General features: G+C 66.8%; 26 protein-coding genes. 12 read left to right on the top strand and 14 right to left on the bottom strand.

Annotated elements, in window-relative coordinates; genetic code table 11:
• Window positions 1-28: 28 nt before the first annotated feature.
• On the bottom strand, window positions 29-1111 hold the full coding sequence (gene dprA, locus WG908_RS07375; protein WP_340185918.1) for a DNA-processing protein DprA: 1083 nt from the start codon (window positions 1109-1111) through the stop codon (window positions 29-31).
• Window positions 1108-1713, bottom strand: coding sequence for a glycerol-3-phosphate 1-O-acyltransferase PlsY (gene plsY / locus WG908_RS07370; RefSeq protein ID WP_340185917.1), 606 nt, complete (start codon window positions 1711-1713; stop codon window positions 1108-1110). Before plsY ends, dprA begins: the two co-directional genes overlap by 4 nt.
• 124 nt (window positions 1714-1837) lie before the next feature.
• Between plsY and murI the strand changes: the two genes are divergently transcribed.
• Both murI and hemA read left to right on the top strand, forming a co-directional pair.
• Window positions 1838-2653 carry a glutamate racemase gene (murI, locus tag WG908_RS07365; RefSeq protein ID WP_340185916.1) on the top strand — a complete coding sequence of 272 codons (816 nt, stop codon included), beginning with the start codon at window positions 1838-1840 and terminating at the stop codon, window positions 2651-2653.
• 138 nt (window positions 2654-2791) lie between these two features.
• Window positions 2792-4018: a 5-aminolevulinate synthase gene (gene hemA, locus WG908_RS07360; RefSeq protein ID WP_340185915.1), complete on the top strand. Its 1227-nt coding sequence runs from the start codon at window positions 2792-2794 to the stop codon at window positions 4016-4018.
• 312 nt (window positions 4019-4330) lie between these two features.
• Here hemA and WG908_RS07355 read toward each other — a convergent pair whose 3' ends face one another.
• The 4 genes from WG908_RS07355 to WG908_RS07340 form a co-directional block, all read right to left on the bottom strand.
• Window positions 4331-4621 carry a GIY-YIG nuclease family protein gene (locus tag WG908_RS07355; RefSeq protein WP_340185914.1) on the bottom strand — a complete coding sequence of 97 codons (291 nt, stop codon included), beginning with the start codon at window positions 4619-4621 and terminating at the stop codon, window positions 4331-4333.
• 115 nt (window positions 4622-4736) lie between these two features.
• Window positions 4737-4994 carry a hypothetical protein gene (locus WG908_RS07350; RefSeq protein ID WP_340185913.1) on the bottom strand — a complete coding sequence of 86 codons (258 nt, stop codon included), beginning with the start codon at window positions 4992-4994 and terminating at the stop codon, window positions 4737-4739.
• Window positions 4995-5187: 193 nt separating this feature from the next.
• A complete protein-coding gene (locus tag WG908_RS07345; RefSeq protein ID WP_340185912.1) occupies window positions 5188-5838 on the bottom strand; it encodes a class I SAM-dependent methyltransferase in 651 nt (216 codons plus the stop codon).
• A complete protein-coding gene (locus WG908_RS07340; RefSeq protein ID WP_340185911.1) occupies window positions 5835-7058 on the bottom strand; it encodes a BtaA family protein in 1224 nt (407 codons plus the stop codon). The genes WG908_RS07345 and WG908_RS07340 overlap by 4 nt, the downstream gene beginning before the upstream one ends.
• A 130-nt stretch (window positions 7059-7188) precedes the next feature.
• Here WG908_RS07340 and WG908_RS07335 point away from each other — a divergent pair, with 130 nt between their 5' ends.
• The 6 genes from WG908_RS07335 (at window position 7189) to WG908_RS07310 (ending at window position 14108) form a co-directional block, all read left to right on the top strand.
• Window positions 7189-8190, top strand: a complete 1002-nt coding sequence (locus WG908_RS07335; RefSeq protein ID WP_340185910.1) for a ligase-associated DNA damage response exonuclease — start codon at window positions 7189-7191, stop codon at window positions 8188-8190.
• A 22-nt stretch (window positions 8191-8212) separates the two neighbouring features.
• Complete coding sequence (locus tag WG908_RS07330) at window positions 8213-9811, top strand: cisplatin damage response ATP-dependent DNA ligase (RefSeq protein ID WP_340185909.1); 1599 nt, start codon at window positions 8213-8215, stop codon at window positions 9809-9811.
• Window positions 9812-9992: 181 nt separating this feature from the next.
• Window positions 9993-10202 carry a hypothetical protein gene (locus WG908_RS07325; RefSeq protein ID WP_340185908.1) on the top strand — a complete coding sequence of 70 codons (210 nt, stop codon included), beginning with the start codon at window positions 9993-9995 and terminating at the stop codon, window positions 10200-10202.
• An 85-nt stretch (window positions 10203-10287) separates the two neighbouring features.
• Window positions 10288-11493, top strand: a complete 1206-nt coding sequence (locus WG908_RS07320) for a saccharopine dehydrogenase family protein (protein ID WP_340185907.1) — start codon at window positions 10288-10290, stop codon at window positions 11491-11493.
• Between the two features lie 102 nt (window positions 11494-11595).
• Window positions 11596-12768, top strand: coding sequence for a carboxynorspermidine decarboxylase (locus tag WG908_RS07315; protein ID WP_340185906.1), 1173 nt, complete (start codon window positions 11596-11598; stop codon window positions 12766-12768).
• A 149-nt stretch (window positions 12769-12917) separates the two neighbouring features.
• The gene (locus tag WG908_RS07310; protein WP_340185905.1) at window positions 12918-14108 is read left to right on the top strand and encodes a type III PLP-dependent enzyme; all 1191 of its coding nucleotides are present in this window, start codon (window positions 12918-12920) and stop codon (window positions 14106-14108) included.
• 68 nt (window positions 14109-14176) lie between these two features.
• Here the strand turns inward: WG908_RS07310 and WG908_RS07305 are convergent, their stop codons facing one another.
• From WG908_RS07305 to WG908_RS07275, 7 genes are read right to left on the bottom strand one after another with little or no spacing between them, the layout of a single operon-like run.
• A complete protein-coding gene (locus WG908_RS07305) occupies window positions 14177-15385 on the bottom strand; it encodes a class I SAM-dependent RNA methyltransferase (RefSeq protein WP_340185904.1) in 1209 nt (402 codons plus the stop codon).
• Window positions 15382-16752 (bottom strand): NAD(P)H-hydrate dehydratase, encoded by a 1371-nt coding sequence (locus tag WG908_RS07300; RefSeq protein WP_340185903.1) that lies wholly within the window; start codon window positions 16750-16752, stop codon window positions 15382-15384. Before WG908_RS07300 ends, WG908_RS07305 begins: the two co-directional genes overlap by 4 nt.
• A 3-nt stretch (window positions 16753-16755) precedes the next feature.
• Window positions 16756-17139: a hypothetical protein gene (locus tag WG908_RS07295; protein WP_340185902.1), complete on the bottom strand. Its 384-nt coding sequence runs from the start codon at window positions 17137-17139 to the stop codon at window positions 16756-16758.
• A 40-nt stretch (window positions 17140-17179) separates the two neighbouring features.
• Window positions 17180-17896, bottom strand: a complete 717-nt coding sequence (locus WG908_RS07290; RefSeq protein ID WP_340185901.1) for an N-formylglutamate amidohydrolase — start codon at window positions 17894-17896, stop codon at window positions 17180-17182.
• Complete coding sequence (locus WG908_RS07285) at window positions 17893-18777, bottom strand: 4-(cytidine 5'-diphospho)-2-C-methyl-D-erythritol kinase (protein WP_340185900.1); 885 nt, start codon at window positions 18775-18777, stop codon at window positions 17893-17895. The genes WG908_RS07290 and WG908_RS07285 overlap by 4 nt, the downstream gene beginning before the upstream one ends.
• Window positions 18764-20398, bottom strand: coding sequence for a tetratricopeptide repeat protein (locus tag WG908_RS07280; RefSeq protein ID WP_340186069.1), 1635 nt, complete (start codon window positions 20396-20398; stop codon window positions 18764-18766). The genes WG908_RS07285 and WG908_RS07280 overlap by 14 nt, the downstream gene beginning before the upstream one ends.
• A gap of 28 nt (window positions 20399-20426) precedes the next feature.
• Window positions 20427-22079 (bottom strand): electron transfer flavoprotein-ubiquinone oxidoreductase, encoded by a 1653-nt coding sequence (locus WG908_RS07275; protein WP_340185899.1) that lies wholly within the window; start codon window positions 22077-22079, stop codon window positions 20427-20429.
• A gap of 125 nt (window positions 22080-22204) precedes the next feature.
• On the opposite strand from WG908_RS07275, the gene WG908_RS07270 reads away from it, so the two are divergent.
• From WG908_RS07270 to moaB, 3 genes are read left to right on the top strand one after another with little or no spacing between them, the layout of a single operon-like run.
• Entirely contained in the window at window positions 22205-22927 is a 723-nt protein-coding gene (locus tag WG908_RS07270; protein ID WP_340185898.1) for a uracil-DNA glycosylase family protein, read from the top strand.
• Entirely contained in the window at window positions 22924-24717 is a 1794-nt protein-coding gene (locus tag WG908_RS07265; protein ID WP_340185897.1) for a lytic transglycosylase domain-containing protein, read from the top strand. Before WG908_RS07270 ends, WG908_RS07265 begins: the two co-directional genes overlap by 4 nt.
• The gene (moaB, locus tag WG908_RS07260; RefSeq protein WP_340185896.1) at window positions 24717-25244 is read left to right on the top strand and encodes a molybdenum cofactor biosynthesis protein B; all 528 of its coding nucleotides are present in this window, start codon (window positions 24717-24719) and stop codon (window positions 25242-25244) included. Before WG908_RS07265 ends, moaB begins: the two co-directional genes overlap by 1 nt.
• A gap of 19 nt (window positions 25245-25263) precedes the next feature.
• Here the strand turns inward: moaB and WG908_RS07255 are convergent, their stop codons facing one another.
• Window positions 25264-25770: a YbjN domain-containing protein gene (locus WG908_RS07255; RefSeq protein ID WP_340185895.1), complete on the bottom strand. Its 507-nt coding sequence runs from the start codon at window positions 25768-25770 to the stop codon at window positions 25264-25266.
• Between the two features lie 77 nt (window positions 25771-25847).
• On the opposite strand from WG908_RS07255, the gene WG908_RS07250 reads away from it, so the two are divergent.
• Window positions 25848-26912, top strand: a complete 1065-nt coding sequence (locus WG908_RS07250) for a PA0069 family radical SAM protein (protein WP_340185894.1) — start codon at window positions 25848-25850, stop codon at window positions 26910-26912.
• Window positions 26913-26918: the final 6 nt, after the last annotated feature.

The raw sequence follows: 26918 nt of genomic DNA, 5'->3' as shown, positions 1-26918 counted from the left end.
GAACCGGATCATGGCCTTGCCCCGACCATCACGACAGGGAAACCCTCCCGCCGGCATGGCGCGCCAGCCGGTCCGCAAGCTCCAGTTCCAGCAGCACCGTCTGCACCACGGCCGGCGAAAGGCCCGACAGGCGGATGATTTCGTCCACGGGCACCGGAGCCGGCCCCAGTAACGCGACCACCGCCGCGCGATCCCGCTCCACCACATCGCTGGATGCCGGCTCGCCCAGAAATTCGAAGCTGCCCTGCCGCACCATCCTCGGGTCGAACGTGCCGATCGCCTCCATCACGTCCGCGCCATTCTGCACCAGCGTTGCCCCCTCGCGGATCAGGCTGTTGCACCCCTGTGCGCGCGGGTCCAGCGGCGATCCCGGCACGGCCATCACCTCCCGCCCTGCCTCACCAGCCAGCCGCGCAGTGATGAGCGACCCGGACTTGGGCGCGGCCTCCACCACCACCGTTCCCAGCGCCAGGCCCGCGATGATACGGTTGCGCGCCGGAAAATGCCGCGCCAGCGGCTGGACGCCCGGCGGATGTTCGGTGACGAGCAGGCCGCGCTCGGCCACATGGCCCTGCAAATCCCGATTCTCCGGCGGAAAGACGATGTCGATGCCGCTGGCGATGACGCCGATTGTTCCGCTGTCGATCGACCCGCGATGCGCCTCTGTATCGATACCGCGCGCCAGCCCGGACACCACCACCGCGCCGCGCTGCCCCAGTTCCTGGGCAAGGCTTCGCGCAAACCGGCACGCCGCCGCGGAAGCATTGCGCGCGCCGACCATCGCCACGCAGGGTCGCGCGGCCAGAGCGACATCGCCCCGCACGATCAATGCGGGCGGCGCGCCCTCCATATGGTCGAGCAGCGCAGGATAGCCAGCATCGCCCATCAGCAGGTAACGCGCGCCCAGCGCGCGGGTGGCGGCAATCTCGCGCTCCACTGCGCCTGCATCGGCGATGCTCGCCCGGCCGCCGCCGCGCGCGGCCAGATCAGGCAGCGCCCGCAACGCCTCCGCCGCATTGCCAAACCGTGCCAGCAATTGCCGATAGCTGACGGGGCCGATGCGGGGCGACCGGATGAGACGCAGGCGGTCGAACCGCTCCTGCTCGCTCATACCGATGCTTTTCCACCGCCGATTTTCGGTTCGGCCCCCGTCGCCAGCCGCGCGATATTCGCCCGATGCCGCCACAGTACGATCAGCGCCAGCGCCAGCGTGACGGGCATGAGGTCGATCCGGTCGAAAGCCCACATCGCCACGGGCGCGCTGATCGCCGCCGCCATGCCGCCGACCGACGACCATCGCGTGCCGAACAGCGCGCCCAGCCATACGACCGCAAACACGATCCCGGCGGGCCAGTGGAGCGCGCTCACCACGCCCATCATCGTCGCCACGCCCTTGCCCCCGGCAAAGCGCAGCCAGACCGGATAGCAATGGCCGATGAACGCCATCGCCCCCGCCATCGGTCCGCCGCCATCGACCAGCCAGCCGCCGATCAGCACCGCCGCCGCGCCCTTGAACAGATCGAGCAGCAAGGTCGCCGCAGCCAGCCCCTTGCGGCCCGTGCGCAGCACGTTGGTCGCGCCGATATTGCCCGATCCGATCTGCCGCAGGTCGCCCGCCCCGCTCGCCCGCGTCAGCAGCAGCCCGAACGGGATCGACCCAAGCAGATAGGCGAATATCAGAACGAACGCGGGGAGGAGCCAAGCCGGGGTCATATGTCTCGCCAGATGAATGCGCGGCGACCATAGCGCCGCGAACGGGCGGAGCAATCCCTAGCCTTGGCGCCCGACGATGCCAACCGGTTGACACCGCCTCCACCGCCCGCGACATATCGCGTCAATGACGGTCGCGCGCCAATCCCCTGTCCTCTTCTTCGATTCCGGCGTCGGCGGCCTGTCGATCCTTGGGCCCGCTCGTGCGCTGCTGCCGACCGCGCCGGTGATCTATGCCGCCGACAGTGCCGGCTTTCCCTATGGCACCCGCAGCGAAGCCGAAATCGCCGCGCGCATCCCCGCCCTGCTCGGTCGCCTGGTCGAACGCTATCGGCCCCGCATCGCGGTCATCGCCTGCAATACCGCGTCGACCATCGCGCTCCAGCATGTGCGCGCCGCGCTCGACATCCCGGTCGTCGGCACCGTGCCTGCGATAAAGCCCGCCGCCTTGGCGTCAAAGACCCGCGTCTTCGGTGTGCTGGGCACCGACGCAACCGTCCGCCAGCCCTATGTCGACCGGCTCGCCGCCGAACATGGCGCCGATTGCACGGTGCTGCGTCACGGCTGCGCCGCGCTGGTGCAACTGGCCGAAGCGAAGCTGCGCGGCGACCCGATCGATCCGCACATTGCCAGCGCCGCGCTCGCTGGCCTGACCGACCAGCCGGGCGGCGACCGCATGGACGTGATCGCGCTCGCCTGCACCCATTTTCCTTTGGTCGAGGCGGAACTTGCCGCCGCTGCGCAGCGCGCCGGGCTGGGGCCGTTGCGCTTCGTTCATGGCGGCGAGGGCATCGCACGGCGCATCGCCTTCCTGACGCAGGGCCAGCCCTGGCCGGCCATGCCGTCACCGGGCGTCGCGGTGTTCACCCGCGTCGACGACGATGTCCGCCGCCTTGCGCCCGCACTTGCGGGCTATGGCCTGGGTCGCATCGAACAGCTGTAATTGCTCCCTGGACCGAATGTCCAATGGCCGTGGCCCGCGCCCGCGGCTAGATGCGAGCTGTTATCGCTGGTAATTTCGGCGTTCTACGGGTAGATGCGCCTAGGTGAAAGCGGGTGTGGCATAGGGAATACAGGCGCAGTGAACTACAAGCATGTCTTCGCGCAGGCGATCGACCGGCTCCATAGCGAGGGTCGTTACCGCGTGTTCATCGATATCCTGCGCAACAAGGGCGCCTATCCCAACGCGCGCTGCTTCCACGGCCATAACGGGCCAAAGCCGATCACCGTATGGTGTTCCAACGACTATCTCGCCATGGGCCAGCATCCCAAGGTCGTCGCCGCGATGGAAGAGGCGCTGCACGATGTCGGCGCCGGCTCCGGCGGCACCCGCAATATCGGCGGCAACACCCATTATCATGTCGATCTGGAAGGCGAACTGGCCGACCTGCACGGCAAGGAAGCGGCGCTGCTGTTCACGTCGGGCTATGTTTCGAACGAAGCGACGCTCTCGACGCTCGCAAAGCTGCTGCCTGGCTGCATCGTCTTTTCCGACGAACTGAACCACGCCAGCATGATCGCGGGTATCCGCAATTCGGGCTGCGAAAAGCAGGTGTTCCGTCACAATGACGTCGATCATTTGCGCGAACTGCTGGAGGCCGCCGATCCCGACGCGCCCAAGCTGATCGCGTTCGAAAGCGTCTATTCGATGGATGGCGACATCGCCCCGATCGCTGCACTGTGCGACCTGGCCGACGAGTTCAACGCGCTGACCTATCTCGACGAAGTGCATGCGGTCGGCATGTATGGCCCGCGCGGCGGCGGCATTTCCGAACGCGACGGCGTCGCCGATCGCGTGACCATCATCGAAGGGACGCTGGGCAAGGCGTTCGGCGTGATGGGCGGCTATATCGCCGCCGACCAGATGATCGTCGACGTGATCCGCAGCTATGCGCCCGGCTTCATCTTCACCACATCGCTGTCGCCGGTGCTGGTCGCGGGCGTGCTGGCGAGCGTGCGCCACCTCAAATCCTCCAGCGTCGAGCGCGAAGGCCAGCAGGCCGCCGCCGCGACGCTCAAGGCCCTGATGGCCGACGCCGGCCTGCCGGTGATGCCGTCGGTCACGCATATCGTGCCGCTGATGGTGGGCGATCCGATCAAGGCCAAGCGGATCAGCGACATATTGCTCGCCGAATATGGCGTCTATGTGCAGCCGATCAATTACCCGACCGTGCCGCGCGGCACCGAACGGCTGCGCTTCACCCCCGGCCCCGCCCATGATGAAGCCATGATGCGCGACCTGGTGAAGGCGCTGGTCGAAATCTGGGAGCGGCTGGAACTGGAAAAGGCGGCGCGGCAGGCGGCCTGAGTCGCATCGCAGCGGGCCTTAACTTCGCACTTTTCCCGCTCGATTTGTTATTTTGTTGCTTGCGCCTGATCCTATCGGGCCGGGCACGGGATGACAGATCGACGATGGGAAAGAGCCTGCGGCGAGGCTTATCGCATGTGCGGCGGGATGTAGGACAGCGGTTTTAGCTCGTCATCCCGGCCATGAGCCGGGATGACGAAATGGGGAATTACGGCAATCGACCAATAATTGCCGCTGGAAGGTGCAGGACCGTTGTTTGGAAACGGCCACTCCCTCAGGCGTCACCCCAGCGAAGGCTGGGGTCTCAGGCGGTCAGAGGATGATTTCCGTCATGTCGCGCCAGTCGGGATTGCTTTCCTCTACAAGTCGGATTTTCCATTCCCGTTTCCACGCTTTGAGCGCCTTCTCGCGGGCGATGGCGAGCATGATGTCATCATGTGGCTCCACCAGAACGAGGCGCGTCAGGCCATATTTCCTGCAAAAGACAGAGCCGGTGCCGTTGCGATGCTGCTCTGCGCGCGCTGCGATGTCGGCTGTGACACCGACATAGAGAACGCCTCTTGCCTTATTGGTCATGATATAGGTGTAACCGCCTCTCGCCATGCCCTATCGTAGCGCGCCGCCGCCCGAGACCCCAGCCTTCGCTGGGGTGACGTTGGATTTTATGCTGCTCTACGACAGTTGCATCCGTAAACCGGACTGTCCGCAGTCCACCCGTTTATCCGTTTAGACGTTTTTCGATCTGCGACAGCAATTCGCTCCCTCTCGCATTCGTGGCGATCAGACATGGCTCATCCCATTCCCATTCCAACAGAAAGCTTTCGCCCGCGAAGGCCACGGTAGAATAAGACGCCGATAGGCGCTCTGCGATCCCTCCAAAGAGCGCAGCGATCACTTCACGCACGGCAGCGGTATCTTCCGGCGCAAATTCCAGCGATGATCCGCCGCTTGGTAGCGCGAGAAGTGCTACAGCCATGCTGCATAATGCATTTCTTATGTCCGTTTTGGCAAGGTCCAGCGCTGATAGCGGACCTTCGCTTAACCACCCCTTTCGGACATAGCACCAGCCCACCCCCAGCCCCTCCCGCAAGCGGGGGGGGAGCGAGACTTGGCGGGCCGCAGGCGAGGTTAGTCGCGGCGGGGTGGGCTTTTGCCATACCCCCCGCCCTTCAGGCCCGTACCAACCCGCCCCGCACCGCATAGCCGCGATAGAGCGTCCTGCCATGCGCCGTCGCGCCGATCCGCGATGCCACCGCTTCGATGGCTTGGGGCAGGTCGGCGCGGGGGGTGACGTGGAAGGCGTGGAGCCAGCCGAACAGCGCGCGGCGCCATACCCCCGGCAAGCGGTCCTGCTGGCCGAAGTCGACCACCTCCAGCCGACCGCCGGGCGCGACGCACCGTGCCGCCTGCTCCAGCGCGCCCTGCCAGTCGGGGATCATCGAGAGCGCGTAGCTGATGAACACGCGGTCGAACCGGGCCTGGCCGAACAGCGCCTGCGGATCGAAATCGCAAGCATCGCCTCGCCCCAGCCGGACGCGGCCGCACAGGCCAACGCGCTCGACGGCGACCTGCGCGGTGTCGAGCATCGCCTGGCTGATGTCCACGCCGTAAAGCCGCGCATCGGGCCATTGCCGCCCCACCGCGATCAGATTGCGCCCGGTGCCGCAACCGATTTCCAGCACCGTGCCCCCCGGCGGCGGCGCCAGGTCGCGGATCATCGGATCGCGCCCCAGCAGATAATATTTACGCGTCAGATCATAGACATGCCGCTGGCGCCGATAGACGCTGTCCATCAGCGCCCCATGCCGCAGCCCGCTCACATCGCGCGCTCCAGCACATAAAGATGCACGCCGCCATAAATGGCCGACCGATCGTGCGCGGTATAATCGCGCGACGCCCGCGCCTCGTAACGCCATCGGCCAAGCAGGTCGTCGCGAACCCGGCCCGGCAATATGCTCGGTTCGCCCGCCGTGCGGAACAACACCCGCGCGCCCGGCCGCGCGGTCCGGGTGATTTCGCCCCACAGCGCATTGAGCTGGTCATTGTCCATCCAGTCCTGCGCGTCGAGCAGGACATAGCGGTCGAGCGATCCCGCCGCATTCTCCTTGAGGAAATCCACCATATTGACGTGCCGCACATCGACCCGCCCGGCCCGCGCCGCCACCGCTTCGTGGTTCCGCGCCTCCAGATAGGGCGGCAGCGCCGCGCCGCCATCCTGGCCATAGCATCGCCCGAACGCCTGCCGCGCGAAATAATTATCCTTGAGCGCAAAGCCGCAGGCGAGCTTTTCCAGCCGGGCCTTCAACACCGCGTCCATTGGCTCGTCGCCGGCCAGCGCATCGAACTGCGCGGGCGGGATGCCCAGGCCGAACAGCGATGCGGGCTGGCTCGTCAGCCACCGCACGAACGCCCGGTCGAACAGCGGCGCAAGCTCCGCATCGTAGATCGCTTTCTGCTCCTCGATCGTGCGCGCCGCCAGCATGCGCCGAAGGTCGACGCCATGCACCCGCGCCAGCAGATGCGCCGCGCCGATGAACCCGCCCAGCAGCCCGCGCTTGTAGATGCCGCGCGCAAACCCGCCGATCCGCCGCCGCCCGATCAGGTCGCGCCCCTCCCAATAGCGCCGGGTCGCGTCATCGAGCAGCGGCGCGACATGGGCACGATAGGCGGCGATATTCTGGCTACAGTCGGCCTGGGCGAAGAAGCGGTGGAACGCCGCATGATCGGGCAGCGCGCGCGCCGCCGCAAGCTTCAGCCGGCCGAGCGCGACATGCGCGGTGTTGAGGTCGACGGCGGTGATCCGCCGGGGATCGGCGGTCAGGTAGCTCAGCATATTGCACCCGCCCGATGCGATGGTCACGACATGGCAGTCGGGCGTGATCGCCAACGCTTCCATGTCGACCACCGGGTCCTCCCAGATCTGGGCATAGACGAGGCCCCGGAACGCGAAGGTGAAGGCCCGTTCCAGCAGCCCCTGCCTGGACAGGTGCCGATGGCGGTGAACGGCGCGCGCCACCCCCTGATGTGCCACAGACGCCATGGCCTTGCCTCCTTGCTGCCGGGTCGATGGGCGGCTCATAAGGCGTTGCAAAGTCATCGGCGTGACGAGCGCGTTACGATTATATGATGGCCTTGCGGAACCACATGGCCCCGCACCATCTTGTTCAGCCATGCCCGCGCATCACTGGATCGAGCCGCACCCGACCGGCATCTATGTCCGCCCCGCCGACGCCTGGATCGATCCGTCCACGCCCCGCGACCGGGCGCTCGTCACGCACGGCCATGCCGATCATGCGCGCGGCGGGCACGGCCATGTTTGGGCCACCCGCGAAACGCTGGCGATCATGGGCCTGCGCTATGGCACGGCATCGGGCACGGCGATGGCCTATGGCGAAGAGATGCGGCTGGGCGGGGTCACCATCCGCTACGTTCCCGCCGGCCATGTGCTGGGGTCCGCGCAGATCGTCCTCGACCACGCCGGCGAGCGGGTCGTCGTCACCGGCGACTACAAGCGCCGGCCCGACCCGACCTGTCCGCCGTTCCAGCCCGTCCCCTGCGACATCTTCGTCACCGAGGCGACCTTTGGCCTGCCGGTGTTCCGCCACCCCCACACCGGCAGCGAGATGGATCGCCTGCTGACCGTGCTCCACGCCCATCCCGACCGCTGCGTGCTGGTCGGCGCCTATGCGCTGGGCAAGGCGCAGCGGGTGATATGCGAATTGCGGGCGCGGGGCCATCACGACCCCATCTATATCCACGGCGCGATGGAACGGATGTGTGCGCTGTACGCCGATTTCGGCATCGACCTGGGCGAATTGCGCCCCGCCGCCGGCGTTGCCGCCAAGGACATGCGCGGCCACATCATCCTTTCGCCGCCGTCCGCGCTCAACGACCGGTGGAGCCGCCGCCTGCCCGACCCCATCACCGCCATGGCATCCGGGTGGATGCGCGTGCGCCAGCGCGCGCGGCAAAGGAATGTCGAACTGCCGCTGGTCATTTCCGACCATGCCGACTGGGACGAGCTGACCGCCACCATCCTGGAGGTCGCGCCATCGGAAACCTGGATCACCCACGGCCGCGACGAGGCGCTGCTGCACTGGTGCATGACCCGCCAGATGCGCGCCCGCGCCCTGGCGCTGGTCGGGCGGGACGATGAGGAGGAGGAGGAATGATGGCGGAGCGAGACAGGGTTTCATGAGGCGCTTCTCCCAACTGCTCGACGGCCTGGTCTATACCCGATCGCGCAACGGCAAGCTGGACCTGATCGCGCGCTATATGCGCGAAGCGCCCGACCCCGATCGCGGCTGGGCGCTCGCCGCGCTGACCGGCAATCTCGACCTCAAGGCCGTCAAATCGTCCGCCATCGGCGAAATGATCCGCGACCGCACCGATCCCGTGCTGTTCGAAATGAGCCGCGATTATGTCGGCGACCTTGCCGAAACCGTGGCGCTGCTGTGGCCCCGGCGCGAAGACCAGCCGCCGGAAATCGACGACGGGTCGCTGGGCATCGCCACCGTGGTCGATAGGCTGTCGGCGACCAGCCGCGCCGACGCGCCCAGGGCGCTGGCCGCGATGATGGACCATCTCGATGCGTCGGGCCGTTTCGCCCTGGTCAAGCTCGCCACCGGAGGCTTGCGGGTGGGCATTTCGGCGCGCCTCGCCAAGACCGGCTTCGCGCTGGCCTTCGGCCTCGACGTCGATGATGTCGAACAGGTCTGGCACGCGCTGCCGCCGCCCTATGCCGCCCTGTTCGAATGGGCCGAGGGCCGCGCCGGTCGCCCCGACCCGGCGGGCACGCCCTTCTTTCGCCCGTTCATGCTCGCCCACCCCCTCGAAGCCGACAGCGTCGACCTGACCGACTATGCCGCCGAATGGAAATGGGACGGCATCCGCGTCCAGATCGTGGGGACAGGCGCCGAAACGCGCCTCTACAGCCGGGGCGGCGACGATATTTCCGCCAGCTTCCCTGACATCGCCCGCGCCTTTACCGGCGATGCGGTGCTCGATGGCGAACTGATGGTGCGCGGCGAATTTCAGGGGACCAGCGAACATGGCGGTTCGGCGGCCAGCTTCAACGCGCTTCAGCAGCGGCTGGGCCGCAAGACGGTCAGCGTGAAGATGCTGGACGACTATCCCGCCTTCGTCCGGCTGTACGACATCCTGCTGGAAGGCGAGGAGGATCTGCGCGCGCTGCCCTGGACCGGGCGCCGCGCCCGGCTCGAAACCCATATGGCGCGGCTCGACCCCACGCGCTTCGACATCTCCACCGTCATCGACGCCGCCGATTTCGCCGCGCTGGCCGACATCCGCGCGGGCGCGCGCGACGCCGCGATCGAAGGGGTGATGCTCAAGCGCCGCGACAGCCCCTATGTCGCGGGGCGCAAGGCGGCGCTGTGGTATAAATGGAAACGCGATCCGCTGACCGCCGATTGCGTGATGATGTACGCCCAGCGCGGCCACGGCAAGCGCTCGTCCTTTTATTCGGACTATACGTTCGGCTGCTGGACGCAGGACGGCGAATTGTTGCCGGTGGGAAAGGCCTATAGCGGCTTCACCGACGAAGAACTCAAATGGCTCGACCGCTTCGTGCGCGGCAATACCGTCAACCGCTTCGGCCCGGTGCGCGAAGTCGAAAAGACGCTGGTGCTGGAAGTCGCGTTCGACAGCATCCACGACAGCAAGCGGCACAAATCGGGCCTTGCCATGCGCTTTCCCCGGATCGCGCGGATCAGGCGCGACAAGCCGGCGGCGGAGGCCGATACGGTGGCGGCGCTCAAGCGACTGGTCAGCTAGCGGGGCGGACCGGCCTCGGGCGGCGAAACATGATCCTGGCGTCGCTCATGGACTTGAAATAGCGCCGCCGCCTGGCCATTGTCATGTGGCCTGTCGCACGGAATGGAGTATCGACCATGGCCTATACCGGCAGATGCCAATGCGGCACGGACATGCCCGCCATGGTCGGGCTTCGCGCGTAATGCCCCCGATCTCCCCCGACGCCCCCAGCCTGGAGGAATGGCACCGCGCCTTGCGCCGCCATGCCGAAGAAAGCGGGATCGGCTGGGCCATTTCCAGCGCGACCGACGAATATCGCGATGCCTTCGCAGGCGGCGTGACGCCGGAAGATTATCTGGCCGAGATCGAACCGCTCACGCAATGGCGCGGCTGCGGGTGCGGCGGCGGCTGACGCGCAGAGCGACTTTGCGCTGTAACCACGACACCCTATATGGGCGCTTTCCCGCGCCGGCGCGGCAAGTCATGGAGCAGTTGAATTGAGCAAGGTTCTGGTCATCGGCGCGGGCGGCGTCGGGTCTGTCGCGGTTCACAAAATGGCGATGAATCCCGACATCTTCTCGCACATCACCCTCGCCAGCCGGCGCATCGTCAGTTGCGAAAAGGTCGCCGAATCGGTCAAGACCCGCACCGGCGTCGCCATCGACGTGGCACAGGTCGACGCCGATGACGTCGCCGCCACCATCGCCCTCATTGAGCGGGTGCAGCCCAAGCTGGTCGTCAATCTGGCCCTGCCCTATCAGGACCTCAACATCATGGACGCGTGCCTGGCGACCAGGACCGATTATCTCGACACCGCCAATTACGAACCGCGCGACACGCCCAAGTTCGAATATGGCTGGCAATGGGCCTATCAGGAGCGATTCAGGGACGCCGGCATCATGGCGCTGCTGGGTTCGGGCTTCGACCCCGGCGTCACCAGTGTGTTCGCGTCCTACATCAAGAAACATCTGCTCGACCGCATCGACACGCTCGACATTCTCGATTGCAATGGCGGCGACCATGGCCAGCATTTCGCGACCAACTTCAATCCCGAAATCAACATCCGCGAAGTCACCGCGCCGTCGCGTCACTGGGAAGGCGGCAAATGGGTCGAAGGGCCGCCGCTCAAGCATCGCCAGCCGTTCGATTTCGAGGGCGTGGGGACGAAGAACATGTACCTCATGTATCATGAGGAGCTGGAAAGCCTCGCCAAATTCTACCCCGAAATCAAGCGTATCCGTTTCTGGATGACCTTTGGCGACGCCTATCTCAAGCATCTCGAAGTGCTCCAGAATGTCGGCATGACCCGCATCGACCCGGTCATGTACGAAGGCCGCGAGATCATCCCGCTGCAATTCCTCAAGGCGGTCCTGCCCGAACCGTCGAGCCTGGGTTCGACCACCAGGGGCAAGACCAATATCGGCGACATCGCCACCGGCGTGAAGGACGGCAAGGAAAAGACCGTCTATGTCCTCAACATCTGCGACCATGAGGACGCCTATGCGGAGACGGGCAACCAGGCCGTCAGCTACACCACCGGCGTGCCCGCGATGATCGGCGCGGCGATGATGCTGACCGGCGCGTGGCGCGGCGAAGGGGTGTTCAACATCGAACAGTTCGATCCCGATCCCTTCATGGACATGCTGAACAGGCACGGCCTGCCCTGGCAGGTGAAGGAACTGGACGGGCCGCTGAATTTTTGACGGCTTTAGCCGTCACCTCGGCGAAGGCCGGGGTCTCGTGCGGCGACGTCGTGCCCTCTCGTCTGAGACCACAGCCTGCGCTGGGGTGACGGAGTAAATCATATGGAAACCAGAGCCGGCGATCCCGGTGCCTTCGCCCGCTTCGACCTGTACCGCGTCCCCTCGCCCGCATTCGTGGTGGACGAGGCCGCGATCCGTCGCAACCTCGCCATCCTCGCCGATGTCCGCGACCGGGCGGGCATAAAGATTCTGGGCGCACTCAAGGCCTTTTCCATGTGGTCGCTGGGCGGTGTCGTCGGCGAATATCTCGACGGCGTCTGCGCCTCCGGCCTCTACGAAGCACGGCTGGGGCGCGAGGAATATAGGGGCGAGGTCGCAACCTATTGCGCCGCCTACAAGCCCGGCGATCTCGCCGAGATCCTCAAAATCTCCGATCACGTCATTTTCAACAGCCCCGGCCAGATCGCGCGGATGAAACCGGTGCTCGATGCCGCCCGCGCGGCCGGGCACGGTTTCGACATCGGCCTGCGCATCAACCCCCTTCATGCCGAAGGGGACGTGCCCAAATATGATCCCTGCCAGCCGCACAGCCGCCTGGGCTTCCCCATCGACCAGCTTCGCGCCGACCATCTCGAAGGCGTCAGCGGCCTGCATTTCCACAGCCTGTGCGAACAGGACTTCCTGCCGCTGGAACGGACCTGGGCAGCCATAGAATCGCGATTAGCTCCATATTTCAAGTCATTGAAATGGCTTAACTTTGGCGGTGGACACCATATCAGCAGAGCGGACTATCAGCGCGATGCGCTCGTTGCCTTCCTGCAACGGATCAAGGGCCAGACCGGCCTTACCCTCTACTTGGAACCGGGCGAAGCGATGGCGCTCGACGGCGGCATCCTCATCGGCGAAATCCTCGACGTCATCGACAACGGAATGGCGGTTGCGATCACCGACATTTCCGCGACCTGCCACATGCCCGACGTGATCGAAGCGCCCTACCGCCCGGCGATGCTGCACGAGCCGGACGGAGGGCCGGTCACGCGCCTTGGCGGCCCTTCCTGCCTGGCGGGCGACATCATCGGCGATTATCGCGTGCCGGGCGGGGCGGAGCCGGGCGCGCGCATCGCCTTCCTCGACCAGGCGCATTATTCGATGGTCAAGACCAACACCTTCAACGGCGTGCCGCTGCCCGCCATCTGGCTGTGGAATTCCGATACCGACGACCTGCGGCAAATCCGGGCGTTTTCCTACGCCGATTTCAAGGCGCGTCTCTCGTGACGCACGCTTCATAGCCTCCTGCGCAACAAAATTTACGCATTCGCTTTACAGGGGGGACCCCTGGGCATATAGCGCCCTTCCGCTGCCCCATGGGACTTCCACCGCAAGGCAGCTTATTTCGCCCTGAACGACACTGGAGGTCCCTTGAATTGCACAAGCATCCTAGCGCGCTGGGGGTAGCAACCGCCCTCAAACCGGCAGCTCCGGTAACGCTTATTCGCCCGCAGGCAGCCGCCCGCGCCGCCCGATTCTTCTCCGAGAAGTTTCCGGGGCGCTCGCTGTACGCCGTAAAGGCCAATCCATCGCCTGAACTGCTTCAGACGCTCTGGGATAGCGGAATCACGCATTACGACGTCGCGTCGATCGCCGAGGTTCGCCTCGTCGCCCGCACGCTGCCGCAAGCGAAGCTGTGCTTCATGCACCCGGTCAAGGCCGAGGAAGCGATCTTCGAAGCCTATCACACGCATGGCGTGCGCACCTTTTCGCTCGACACGATCGACGAGCTGGAAAAGATCATGCGCGCCACCCACGACGCGACCGACCTGGAATTGTGCGTTCGCCTGCGCGTGTCGTCCGAACATTCCGAGCTCAGCCTCGCGTCGAAATTCGGCGTCGAACTGGGCGAGACCCGCGATCTGCTGATGGCGACGCGCCAGGCCGCCGATGCGCTCGGCATCTGCTTCCATGTCGGCAGCCAGGCGATGAGCCCGGTCGCCTACACCAACGCCATCGAGCGGGTGCGCGCGGCGATCGTCGATGCGGCGGTCACGGTCGACATCATCGATGTCGGCGGCGGCTTCCCGTCGGTCTATCCCGGCATGGAGCCGCCGGCGCTGGAACGCTATTTCGACGCCATCCATCGCGCCTTCGAAAGCCTGCCGGTCAGCTATTCATCGGAATTGTGGTGCGAACCCGGCCGGGCGCTGTCGGCCGAATACAGCTCGCTGATCGTCCGGGTGGAGCGTCGTCGCGGCGACGAACTCTATATCAACGACGGCGCCTATGGCGCGCTGTTCGACGCGGCGCATATCGGCTGGCGCTTCCCCGTCGCGCTGCTGCGGGAACAGGAAAGCAGCGTCGACCTTAAGGGCTTTTCCTTCTACGGTCCGACCTGCGACGATATGGACCATATGGTCGGCCCCTTCATGCTGCCCGCCGATGTGCAGGCCGGGGATTATATCGAGATCGGCATGCTGGGCGCCTATGGCTGCGCGATGCGGACCGGTTTCAACGGCTTTTCGTCGGAAACGCTGGCGCAGGTCGAGGATGAACCGATGGCGAGCCTCTATATCGAAGCGCAGCCGGTCAGGCGTAGCGCGACCGTCATAAAGCTCGGCTAAAGCCGAAGCTCCCCTTGGGAGAGGGTGCCTGTCCTCCGCCGCCTCCGGGTGACGGAGGACAAATTTTATCAGCGCCGGAATATCCCCACCAGTTCGACATGGGTCGACCAGCGGAACTGGCCGACCGGCAGGACGCTGTCGAGCCGGTATCCCCCCGCCACCAGATGGGCGGCATCGCGGGCAAAGCTTGCCGGATTACACGACACATAGACCGCAACCGGCACCTGGCTCGCCGCGATCTGCATCACCTGTTCGCGCGCGCCCGCGCGGGGCGGATCTATCAGCACCGCGCCGAACCGGTTCAGTTCGGCGGGCGACAGCGGGCGACGGAACAGGTCGCGATGCTCCACCGCCATGCGCCGCCCGGCCCCCGCTCCCGCGCCCTTGAGCGCCAGCACCAGATCGCGCGCCGCTTCCGCCGCATAGACCGCGCAATCGCCGCCCAGCGCCAGCGCGAACGTGCCCAGCCCGCAGAACAGATCGGCCAAAGCCCCCCGCGCGGGCAAGGCCGCGGCCGCCGCCGCGACCAGCGCCGCCTCTCCATCGGCCGTCGCCTGAAGGAAAGCATGGGGCGGAAAGGCAACCGCCACGCCGCCAAAAGTCACCGTCACCGGTTCTGGTTCCCACCGCGTCTGCGGCCCATCGCCCTGGTCGATCGTCAGCCGCGCCAGCCCCTGCGTGCGGGCGAAATCGCCCAGCGCCTCGTCAGCCGCCAAACCTTCTACGCCCACGCCTTCAAGCAGCAGATCGACGCCCTGATCGGTCAGCGACAGCTTGACATGCGCCGCGCGCTTGTCGGGCAGCAGCGTCGCGAGCAATCCACGTAGCGGCGCCAGCAGGGCGAACAGGCGCGGGTTCAGCACATCGCACATCATCAGGTCGATCAGCATGTGGCTGCCGGCCTGCGCAAAGCCGATCGTCACCTGACCGCCCTGACGCATCGCGCGCAGCGCCGCCCTGCGCCGCGCACGGGGCGGCGAAATGTGCGGAGCGAGCACGTTCGCCGCCGCGATCCCCTGCCCCGCCAGCGCGCCGGTGACGCGCTGGGTCACGAAATCCGCCACGCTCGCCTCGTCCAGTTGCTGCAACTGGCATCCGCCGCAGACGGGAAAATGGACGCAGGGCGGATCGACATGATGCGGGCCGCGCACCAGCACACCGTCCGCCCCGATGCGGTCGCCCGGCGCGCTGAGCGGCAGATGCCGTCCGTCGGCGGTGACGCCATCGCCGCGCGCGGCCACCCGCACGATCACGTCCGCGCCTGCCTCCCCGCTCACAGGCGCGACGCCAGCGCGGGCGCTATCCGCACGATCAGGTCATCGGCAACAAACGCCGCGCCCGCTCGCCGGGCCGCCTCGCCATGCAGCCAGACCGCCTCGCAAGCGGCCCGGAACGGATCGCCCGTTACCGCCAGCCGCGATGCGACCAGCCCCGCCAGCACATCGCCGGTGCCCGCCGTCGACAGCCAGGACGACGCACCGCCCGCCACCGCGACACGCCCGTCCGCCGCCGCGATCACGCTGTCCGCACCCTTGTAGATCACCACCGAACGGGCACGCCGCGCCGCTTGCATCGCCCGGTCGATCTTGCTGCCCGGCAGGTCGCCGAACAGGCGCATGAATTCGCCGTCATGCGGTGTCAGGACGCTGCCGTCGGGAACAGCCTCCGGCCCATCCTCGCTGAGGAGCGTGAGCGCATCGGCATCCAGCACCAGCGGCCACCCCGCGCGCATCGCTCCGTCCAGCAGGGCACGCGCCTGATCGTCGCGGCCCAGCCCCGGCCCGACCAGAGCCGCCGCCACCCGCGCATCGTCCAGCGCGCCTTCATCCGCCAGCACGACGATGGCGTCCAGGCCCGGCGACACCCAGTCCCGCACGATCAGCCGCACCATGCCCGCGCCGCCATGGGCGGCCGCCCGCGCGGCAAGCAGGCTCGCGCCCGGCATCGCCCCGCCCAGCACGGCGACAAGCCCGCGGCTATATTTATGGGCGCTATGGCCCGGCGCGGCGATTCGGGGCGGCGCGAGGCGCGCGACCCGGTCCCCGGTATCGATCCCGATATCGGCCAGCACCGGTCGCGCCACCCGCCCGGCCGCCGGATACAGCACATGCGCGGGCTTCCACGCCCCCAGCGCGATGCAAAGGTCATAGCGAGGAATGGCCGACAGCATCGCGCCGCTGTCGCTGTCAACACCGCTCGGCAGGTCGATCGCATGGCAGATCTGCGCCGCCCCGCCCAGATCGCAAAGGCGAGCGGCGACCCCCGCCTCCAGCCCGCGCGACAGGCCGGTGCCGAACAGCGCATCGACCAGTTGCGTGGCCGGTTCCGCCTGGGCCAGCGAGCAGACCGGGCCAGCCCACAGGGATCGCGCCCGCCGCGACGAGGGCGTTCCGCTTTCCCCCAGCGCCGCCACCCGCACCGGCACGCCGCGCGCCGCCAGCAGCCGAGCGATCACATAGCCGTCGCCGCCATTATTGCCCGGCCCGCACAGGACCAGCGTGTCGCGCCTGCCGCCCGCGCGCCACACGAATTCCGCCGCCGCAGCGCCGGCACGCTCCATCAGCGCATATTCGTCCATGCCCGCGTCGAACAGCGCCTGTTCGGCGGCACGCATCTGCCGGGCGGTCAGGATCGGTTCGGCCATGGCTCAGCGCGCGGACGCAGCCATGGTCGCCGGCAGGCGGTAGCGATCATCGCCCACGCTGATTTCGATCGAACGATCGCCGACCACCGCGATCCGGGCGCCCTCCGCGCCGTCGGCGGGTTGCACGCCCCTGCCATCGTCGACGATGCGAAAGCGCCGGAAACCGCCATCGGCGTGCCGCAGCGTCAGCATGTCGCCATCCTGCTCTATCCGGCAGTTCCGAACCCATTGCCCGCCACGGCCGATCGCGCATTCGGCGCGACCGTCGTCAGCCGGCTTCGTCGCCGTCACCACCGCATTGACCGGCGCATCCGCCGCTCCGCCGCCATCGCAGGCGGGCAGCATCAGGCAAGCGAGCAGGGCGGGGAACAGAAAGCGAGCATCCATCCCCGCCCCTTACAGGAAAGCCGGCCCGATTGTCGAACCTTCAGGCGAGCCGGGCCATGCAGTCCAGTACGACCGGCCCCAGAATGTCGGCATAGCGCCGCTGGCCGGCAGCGTCGGCGAGGCGATCCTGCTGCATCTCGACGCCCAGATAGGGAATGCCGTTGCCTTCGGCATGGCGGTTCATCGTGGCGTTGAGCAATTGCCCCGAATAGGGAAGCTGGTCGCCCACGATTAGCCCGGCCTGCTCCAGCATCGGAATCGCGATCCGCGCCGCGCGGTCGTCGCGATTATATAATATGCCGATGTCCCATGGCCGCTGTTGATCGGGATCGCTCGCGAGCATCGGGGTAAAGCTGTGCAGCGACAGGATGAAGGGCGATGGCATCGCCGCCAGCATCCGCCCAAGCTGATGATGATAGGGATGGTGGAAGCGGATCATCCGCTGGGCCAGGTCAGCGGATCGATTGCCCGGAATCGCATGGCCATCGCTCATCACCGGCAACAGGCCCGGCGCATCCTCCTCGCGGTTGAGGTCGATCACCAGCCGCGACACCCCGCCCAGGATGGCGCTGCATCCCATCTGTTCGACCAGCAGCGCCGCCACATCCGCAACGCCGATGTCGATCGCGACATGATCGGTCAGCAACGTCCGATCCACCCCCAGGTTGATGTCTGCCGGCACATGCGCGCTGGCATGGTCGGCGACGATCAGCAGGTTGAGGTCGCCACCGCGCAGCACCGTGAAAGCCTCGCTCATAGGTCCCTGATCCTCGTCGCCATCGTCCACCAGTGCGGATGCGTCGCCGCCAGCGCCCGCCCGGCCGCGTCCCGGCCCGCATCGTCATCGAACAGCGCGAAACAGGTCGCGCCTGATCCCGACATCCGCGCCAGCCGGACCCCCGCCCGCCCGCGCAGCTGCGCCAGCACGTCGCCGATCATGGGGGCCAGCCGCATCGCGGGCGGCTCCAGGTCGTTCCGCCCGCGCGCGACCAGCGCCTTCAGGCTCGACGCGTCGAGCGCGCCGCGATCCTGGCCATCCCATTGCGCGAATACCGGGCCGGTCGCCACCGGAATGCGTGGATTGACCAGCAGAATCGGCGCCCCCGCCAGCCCGTCAATGGCCGCAGGCGCCAGTTGATCGCCCCGCCCGCCGACCCGCAGCGTCGCGCTGGCCAGGCAGGCCGGCACATCCGATCCCAGCGCCAGCGCCAGATCGTGCAGCGCGTCCGGGGCGGGCGCGATATCCCACAGCCGGATCAGCAGCCGCAGCGCCGCCGCCGCATCGGCCGACCCCCCGCCGATGCCCGATGCGACCGGCAGGTTCTTGGTCAGATGCAGGTCGGCGCCCCGGATGCCGCCGTCCCAGGCGGCCAGCGCCCGCGCCGCGCGCACCACCAGATTGCCCTCGCCCGCGTCCAGCCCCGCCCCGAACGGCCCGTCGATCGTCAGCGCGATCACGTCATCGCCGCGCGCCACGCCGCGCAGGACGTCGCCATGTTCGGCAAAGGCGAACAGGCTGTCCAGTTCATGATAGCCATCCGCACGCCGCGCCCGCACATGCAGCGCGATGTTGATCTTGGCAAAGGCGGTTTCCGTCAGCAAAGCGGTCGCTGGCTCGGCTGTATCAGGGTGCGGCATATTCGGGTTTCATGCCTTCGCGCATCTTCGCCGCCAGCCGCTGCGCGATCGCCCCGTCGGCAAATGTCGATGCCGCCGTCCAGGCATAGCGCGCCTCGAACCGCCGCCCCACGCTCCAATATGCGTCGCCCAGATGTTCGTTTATCGTCGCATCGTCCGGCGCGCCCGCAACCGCCGCCTCCAGGATCGGCACCGCGCCCGCCTTGTCACCCGAAACGAACCGCGCCCAGCCCAGCGAATCGGCAATCGACGCATCGTCGGGCCTCAGGCTGCTCGCTTTTTTCAGCAGCCCCAGCGCCGTCGCGACATTCTGCCGACGCTCCACCTGTGCATAGCCCAGATAATTGAGGATCATCGGTTCTTCGGGCGCAAGCGCGGCCGCCCGTTCCAGCACCGCCCGCGCCGCGTCCCACTGCCCGCCCTGTTCCAGCGCGCTGCCTTCGAACAACAACAGCGCCCAGGGAACGGCATCGGGCGAATAATGGCCCTGCGCCGCGCGAAACGCCGCCGCCGCCCCGGTAAAATCCTTTGCGTCGGCCAGCAATCGACCGAGGCGCACATGCCGTTCGCTTTCCGCATCGGGCATCGCCGCAATGCGCCGCGCCAGCGCGGTGGCGGCCGCCTTGTCCCCGCCATCGGCCAGCGCATCGACCAGTTCGCCTTGCGCGATCATATGAAACCAGCTGCCCAAAGGCACCGCGCGCGACTCGTCGGCGGCGAATGCGGGATAGCCGCCCTGGCCGAGCAGCCGGGCGGCGACCAGGCGCGGTTCGGCCGCGTCGGGATCGGCAAAGATCGCTATTCGTCCCAGCCTGATGCCCAGCGCCGCCGTGCTCGCACCGGTGGCCGAATCCCTGGCAGCATCGCTCGCCACGTCGCTCGCCAGCCGCGCGATCAACCGGGCAAAGCCCTGTCGCGGCGTCATCGGCGCGCCGGCAGCGCGCCCCTTGCCGCTCGCGATATCGGCGCGGGCGCGGGCAAAGCTCAGCCGCCCCTCTGGCAGCAGCGCGCTCGCCATGTCCTTGTCCCCGGCGGCCGCGAGTTGCGCCGCGAAGGTCAGGCGCATCCCGGTCAGGTCGACCAAGCGCAGCGCCAGCGCCCGGCGGATCGCGGGCATGGCGGCGGACAGGTCGCGCCAGGCCAGCGCCTGCAAGGCCGTATGTTCGTCGATATAGCGGCTGGCGAGCGCCGCGAACCGGTCACCCGAGTTGATCGCGGGGGCGACATAGCGGCCCTCGCCCAGCGAAATCCAGCTATCGACGATGGACGTGAGGAAGCCGAAATTGACTTCCTCTTCCATCCGCCTTGTCCAGCGCCGCGCCTCTGCCCAATCCTTGCGCGCCAGCGCATCGGCGATCATCAGCAGTGTGCCGTCGCGGGGCAGCAGGCCCTGGTCCTCCAGCAACCTGGCCGATTGCAGCGCCAGCGGCATATCGCCGCTTTCCAGCGCCTGGAAATAGGAGCGTCGCGCGATGTCGACGCTCGCCGGATCCTGCTCAAGCGCAGCGCGATAGCTGCTCGACGCCAGGTTCAGCGCGCCATCGCTGTCCGCCAGCCGCCCGCGCGCATAGGCGTGCAGGGCCGGGGCGTCGACCGAAGCCGCCGCCGGACAAGCCAGCAGCGACAAGGGCAGCAGCAGGAAACGGCGCCTACATGTTGGGATAATTCGGTCCTCCGCCGCCCTCCGGCACGACCCAGTTGATATTCTGGGTCGGGTCCTTGATGTCGCACGTCTTGCAATGAACGCAATTCTGGGCGTTGATCTGGAAACGGGGATTGCCCTCTTCCTCGCCCACCACTTCATAGACGCCCGCCGGACAATAGCGTTGCGCCGGCTCGTCATAAAGCGGCAGATTGTAGGAAATCGGGATGGCCGGATCCTTCAACTGCAAATGAACCGGCTGGTCCTCTTCATGATTGGTGTTCGACAGGAACACCGATGACAGGCGATCGAAGCTGATCACGCCGTCGGGCTTGGGATAGACGATCTTTTCGCACGCATCCTTGGGCCACAGCTTTTCGGCGTCGGGCTTGTGCTTCATCGTGATCGGCAGGCCGATCTTGAGCGTGCGCATCCACATGTCGGTGCCCGCGATCAGCGTACCGAGCGTGCCGCCGAACTTCGACAGCGCCGGTTCGGCATTCTTGACCAGCTTCAGCTCGTCGGCGATCCAGCTCGACCTCAGATTTTCGCCATAGGCGGTCAGTTCGTCAGCTTCCCGACCCGACTGGATCGCGGCAAAGGCGGCCTCGGCGGCCAGCATGCCCGACTTCATCGCGGTGTGCGTGCCCTTGATCCGCGGCACGTTGACGAAGCCCGCCGAACAGCCGATCAGCGCGCCGCCGGGGAACTCCAGCTTGGGCACCGACTGCCAGCCGCCCTCGTTGATGGCGCGCGCGCCATAGGAAACACGCCGGCCCCCTTCGAGATATTTGCGGATCGAAGGATGCTGCTTCCAGCGCTGGAACTCTTCGAACGGATAGAGATGGGGGTTGCGATAGCCCAGCCCGACGACGAAGCCCAACGCCACCTGGCCATTGGCCTGATGATAGAGGAAACCGCCGCCATATGCGTCGGTTAACGGCCAACCCTGAGTATGGATGACAAGCCCCGGCTGGTGCAGTTCGGGGTCGATGTCCCACAATTCCTTCATGCCCAGGCCATAGACCTGCGGCTCGCAATCGGCATCCAGCGCATATTGGCGCTTCAATATCTTGGTCAGGTGGCCGCGCGCGCCTTCGGCGAAGAAGGTATATTTGGCGTGCAGCTCAAGGCCCGGCTGCCAGTCGCCCTTCTTCTCGCCATCGCGCGCTATCCCCATGTCGCCGGTCGCGACGCCCTTCACCGACCCGTCTTCATTATAGAGGATCTCGGCGGCGGCGAAGCCGGGGAAGATTTCCACGCCCAGCCCTTCGGCCTGTTCGGCCAGCCAGCGGCACAGATTGCCCAGCGAGCCGGTATAGGTGCCCTTGTTGTGCATGAAGCCCGGCGTCATGATGTGCGGCATCGCCATCTTGCCGCCCTTGGTCAGGAACCAGTGCTGGTTGTCGGTGACGGGCACATCGGCCAGCGAACAGCCCATGTCCTTCCATTGCGGGATCAGCTCGTCCAGCGCCTTGGGATCGATGACCGCGCCCGACAGGATATGCGCGCCGATTTCGGAGCCTTTCTCCAGCACGCACACGCCCAGTTCCGCGCCAGCATCGTTGGCCAGCTGCTTCAACCGGATCGCCGCCGACAGCCCCGCCGGTCCCCCGCCGACGATGACCACGTCATAGGGCATCGATTCCCGCTCGCTCATCTTTTCCTCCATCGCGCGACGGGAAGTTGCTCCCCCTCCGATCGCCGCGTTACCCAAACGTTTGACAGGTATTGGCGATGAAGATTCTTGACCGCGCCGTCAACCTCTGGCCCTAGATGAATGCGATGCGGGGACAATTGCAGGACAATGCGGCAGCGGCTGCCGACGCCTATATGGCGTGGTGGACACTGGCCGGCGTGGATTGCGCGGTCGGCGAGACGGCCATCGACTGGTTGCGCCCCGCGAAGATCCAGCCACCGGTGATTCGCATGCCGCCGCCGCCCGCGCCGGCCGCTCCCACGGATCTGGACGCCTTCCACGGCTGGTTGCAATCCGATGCGAATCAGCCCGAATCGCGCTGGCCCGGCGCCCGGCTGATACCCGTCGGCGCTGCGGGCGCATCGCTCATGGTCGTTACCGACATGCCCGATCCATCGGATGTTCAGGCGGGGGCGCTGTTCACGGGCGCCCCCGGCCAGTTGCTGGACGCCATGCTTCGCGCCATCGGCCTTGCCCGCGCCGATATCTATCTCGCGTCGCTGGCTCTGGCCCGTCCGCCCGGCGGCATGATGGACGTCGCCGACGCCGATGCGCTCGCCGCCCGGATGCGTGCCCACATCGCGCTCGCCACCCCCCGTCGCCTGCTCCTGCTCGGCGACCGGACGATCCGTGCCCTGGGGCCGATGGACGGCGACGCCCATATGAATGGTTTACGCCCCTTTAACCATGATGGCGGTAGCGTGTCCGCGATCGCCACATTTCACCCCCGCCTGCTGTTGCAACAGCCCGCGGCCAAGGCGGAATGCTGGCGCGCCCTGCAATGCCTGATCGAGGAACCGCGCCTGTGAACCCTGCCCTTGTCCGCGCCCTTGCCCTGACGACCGCGTCCCTGTTCCTCGGTCTGTCGCAGGCATCGGCCGCGCCAAGCGAATCGCTGCCCACCACCGCCAGCTCCGCCGCAACGACGCCATTTTCGATCGCCGATACGGATCGTGCCCGCTACGGCGCGATCTTCGCCGCGCTGCGCGGCCAGCGCTGGGACGAAGCGAAGGCGCTGACACTGGCGCTCGATGAAGGCGACCCGCTCCGCTCGGTGGCCCTGTCCGAACTCTATCTGGCCAAGGGATCGCCCAAGGTCGAACTGTTCGACCTCCTCTCGCTGATCAACAAGGCCGCCTGGCTGCCCAGGGCCGACCAGCTGTCCCGCCTCGCCGAAAAGCGCGGCGCGACCATGCTGCCCGAATTGCCGCAGGTGCAGAAGATGGTGTGGCTCGGGGCGGCCCCGCGCCGCGAATATATCGCTTCGGTCAAGGCCGATCCCCTGGCCCAGGCGCTGCTCGCGCGCATCCAGCCCCTGATCAAGGCGGACAATCCCGCCGGCGCGGAATCGCTGCTCGCCACCAGCGAGGCCGGCCTGTCGCCCGAAGGCGTCACCGAACTGCGCCAGCGCATCGCCTGGTCCTATTATATCGAAAATGACGACGCGTCGGCCCGCCGCATGGCCATCCGCGCGCTCGACCAGCGCATCGGCGGCGAATGGACGGTGCAGGCGCACTGGACGAGCGGCCTGGCCGCCTGGCGCCAGCAGGACTGCCGTGCCGCCGCCCCCGCCTTCGCCAATGTCGCCGCGCTCGCCACCAATGCCGACATGCGCGCCGCCGGCGCCTATTGGGCCGCGCGCGCCTATATGGCCTGCGGCGATGCGGCCAAGGTCGAAAATCTGTTGCGCAGCGCCGCCCGGTCGGACGAAACCTTTTACGGCCTGCTCGCGCGTGAAACGCTCGGCATGCCGCTCGGCGCCGCTCCCCTGGCTGCCGGCCTCGCCAGTTCCCAGTGGCAAGCGGTCAAGGACGCGCCCAATGCCCGCGCCGCCATCCTTCTGGCCTCGATCGGCGAAACGGGCATCGCCGACGGCCTGCTGCGCCATCAGGCGAAGATGGGCGGGGCGGCGCATTATGACGCGCTGCTGCACCTCGCCAGCGCGCTCAACCTGCCCGAAACCCAGCTATGGCTGGCGCATAACGGCCCGGCCGGCAAACAGCCCGACAGCTTCGCCCGCTTCCCCGCGCCCGGCAACTGGCGGCCCGATGGCGGCTGGCGCGTCGACCCGGCGCTCATCTTTGCCCATACCCTCCAGGAATCGGGCTTTCGCGCCAATGTCGTCAGCCCGGCGGGCGCGCGCGGCCTGATGCAGGTGATGCCGCGGACCGGCGGCGACATGGGACTGGCCTCGCCCGATCAGCTGTTCATCCCGTCCACCAATATGGAGGCGGGCCAGCGCTATCTCGAATCGCTGCGCGACATGAGCGCGACCGGCGGCTTCCTGCCCAAGGTGATGGCGGCGTACAATGCCGGACCGACGCCGGTCGAACGCTGGAATTATGAAGTGAAGGACGGCGGCGATCCGCTGCTGTTCATCGAATCGGTGCCCTATTATGAAACCCGTGCCTATGTGAACATCGTCATGCGCAATTACTGGATGTACCAGATCCAGGCCAAGGGCACGGCCGATTGCCTGACCGGCATGGCGCAGGGCATGTGGCCGATGTTCCCCGGCGCGAAGGGCACCAGGCTGGTTCGTGTCACGCAGAACGGGGCCACGCCGTCGGCGGGCGCCTTTGCCGACGGCGCGCGCTGATGCCCATCGACGAAAGCCTGCCCTTCCTTCCCGTCCGCATCGCTGTCCTTACCGTGTCCGACAGCCGCACCCTCGTCGAAGATCGTTCGGGCGACACGCTGGTCGCGCGGATCGAGGCGGCGGGCCACATACTTGCCGACCGGCACATCATCCGTGACGAACGCTCGGCCATCGTCGCGCGGCTCCACGCCTGGATCGACGATCCGCAGGTCGATTGCGTCATCACCACCGGCGGCACCGGCGTCACGGGCCGCGACGTGACCCCCGAAGCGCTGGCCCAGGTGCAGGACAAGGACATCCCAGGGTTCGGCGAACTGTTCCGCTGGCTCAGCTACCAATCGATCGGCACGTCCACCATCCAGTCGCGCGCCACCGCCTGCGTCGCGCGCGGCACCTATATCTTCGCCTTGCCCGGCTCCACGGGCGCGGTGAAGGACGCGTGGGACGGCATCCTCGTCACCCAGCTCGACAGCCGCCACCGCCCCTGCAACTTCGTCGAACTGATGCCGCGCCTGACCGAGCGTTGAGATTGCCCCGGCGTCGACCTCAGCTCGCCTGCTCTTTGAAATAGACGCGCAGTTCACCCATCATCACTGCCCACCAATCCACCACATCGGCGAAATTAGCGGCCGTCATTCCGCCCTTGGTGGTGACGTCATAACTCACGCGCAGGCTCTTGTCGGGCTGGATCGACATCTGCGCGAACCGCTTCTTGCGGTTCCACTCATTGGCCAGAGCCAGGCTGTTCTTGCCGTCATCGGCAAAGATGATCTGGAACTGCAAACCGGCGCAGGCCTTGCCCTTGTCGCAATCGTAAAAGAAGATGTTGAAATCATAGCCGTTGGCCGCGCTCCTGATCTTGGGATCGCCGACATCGTCGGTGCCAAGCTGCGCCTTGTAACCCGCCGCGCTGATCGCATCGGCAACGCTTTTCGGCGCGTTCGCGCATATCAGCCCCCTGCCGCATGGCGCGGTATCGGCGGCAAGGGCGGGAAATGCGCCCAGTCCGATCATCAGCACGGCGAGCGCCGCCTTCACCAGTCGCATGTCCATCTCCCCCTGCTCGCTTCCTTCGTCGGCACAATCGTAGCTCTTGTCAATATGTTCCTTATATGTTCTTATCGCGGGTGATGATCGAAAAAGGCAGAGGCGCTACCGGCAATACAGAAAGCCATCGTTTCGACCTGCCAAGGCGGGAAGCCGATGGCGACTGGCTCGACGCGCTGGCGGATGTCGACGGCGCGGTCCCCCGGCTGCGCACCACCGTAACCGTCGAACGACCGCGCACTATCATCAGCCGCAACAACTCCCCCGACATCGGTTTCTCGCAGTCGATCAACGCCTATCGCGGTTGCGAACATGGCTGCATCTACTGCTTCGCCCGGCCGACCCATGCCTATCACGACCTGTCGCCCGGTCTGGACTTCGAAACCAGGCTGTTCGCCAAGCCCGACGCCGCCGCCCTGCTGCGCGCCGAACTGGCGCATCCGCGCTACAGGGTCGAAACGATCGCGATGGGCACCAATACCGATCCCTATCAACCGATCGAGCGGGAATGGCGCATTACCCGTTCGTGCATCGAAATACTCGCGGACTGCCGCCACCCGCTGATGATCACCACCAAGTCGGACCGGGTGCTGGGCGATATCGACCTGCTCGCCGACATGGCGAAGGACGGTCTGGTCGCCGTCGGCATCTCGGTCACCACGCTCGATCCCAAGGTCGCGCGCACGCTCGAACCGCGCGCCGCGCATCCCGAAAAGCGCATCGCCGCCATCGATCGGCTCGCCCAGGCCGGCGTCCCCGTCCATGCCTGCGTTTCGCCCGTCATCCCGGCCATCACCGATCATGAGATCGAAGCGATCGTCGCGCGTGTCGCCGCGGCGGGCGCGCGCGGCGTCTCGCATATTCCGGTCCGGCTGCCGCATGAGGTCGCGCCCTTGTTCCGCGCCTGGCTCGACGCGCATTATCCAGACCGGGCGGCCAAGGTGATGGCCATCATCCGCGACATGCGCGGCGGGCGCGACAATGACCCCGGTTTCGGCACGCGGATGCGCGGCCAGGGGGTGTGGGCGGACCTGATCCGCACCCGCTTCGTCAAGGCGCGCAAGCGGGCCGGATTGGGCGATGAACGGCTGACGCTGCGCCGCGACCTGTTCCGCCCGCCGCAAGGGGCGCAACTGCGACTATTCTAGCGGCAC

The sequence above is a fragment of the Sphingobium anseongense genome (genome assembly GCF_037725245.1).
In the GTDB taxonomy this organism is placed as follows: Bacteria; Pseudomonadota; Alphaproteobacteria; order Sphingomonadales; family Sphingomonadaceae; genus Sphingobium.
Note: the sequence above shows the minus strand (reverse complement) of the source record. Positions and strands in the feature narration are given on the sequence as shown.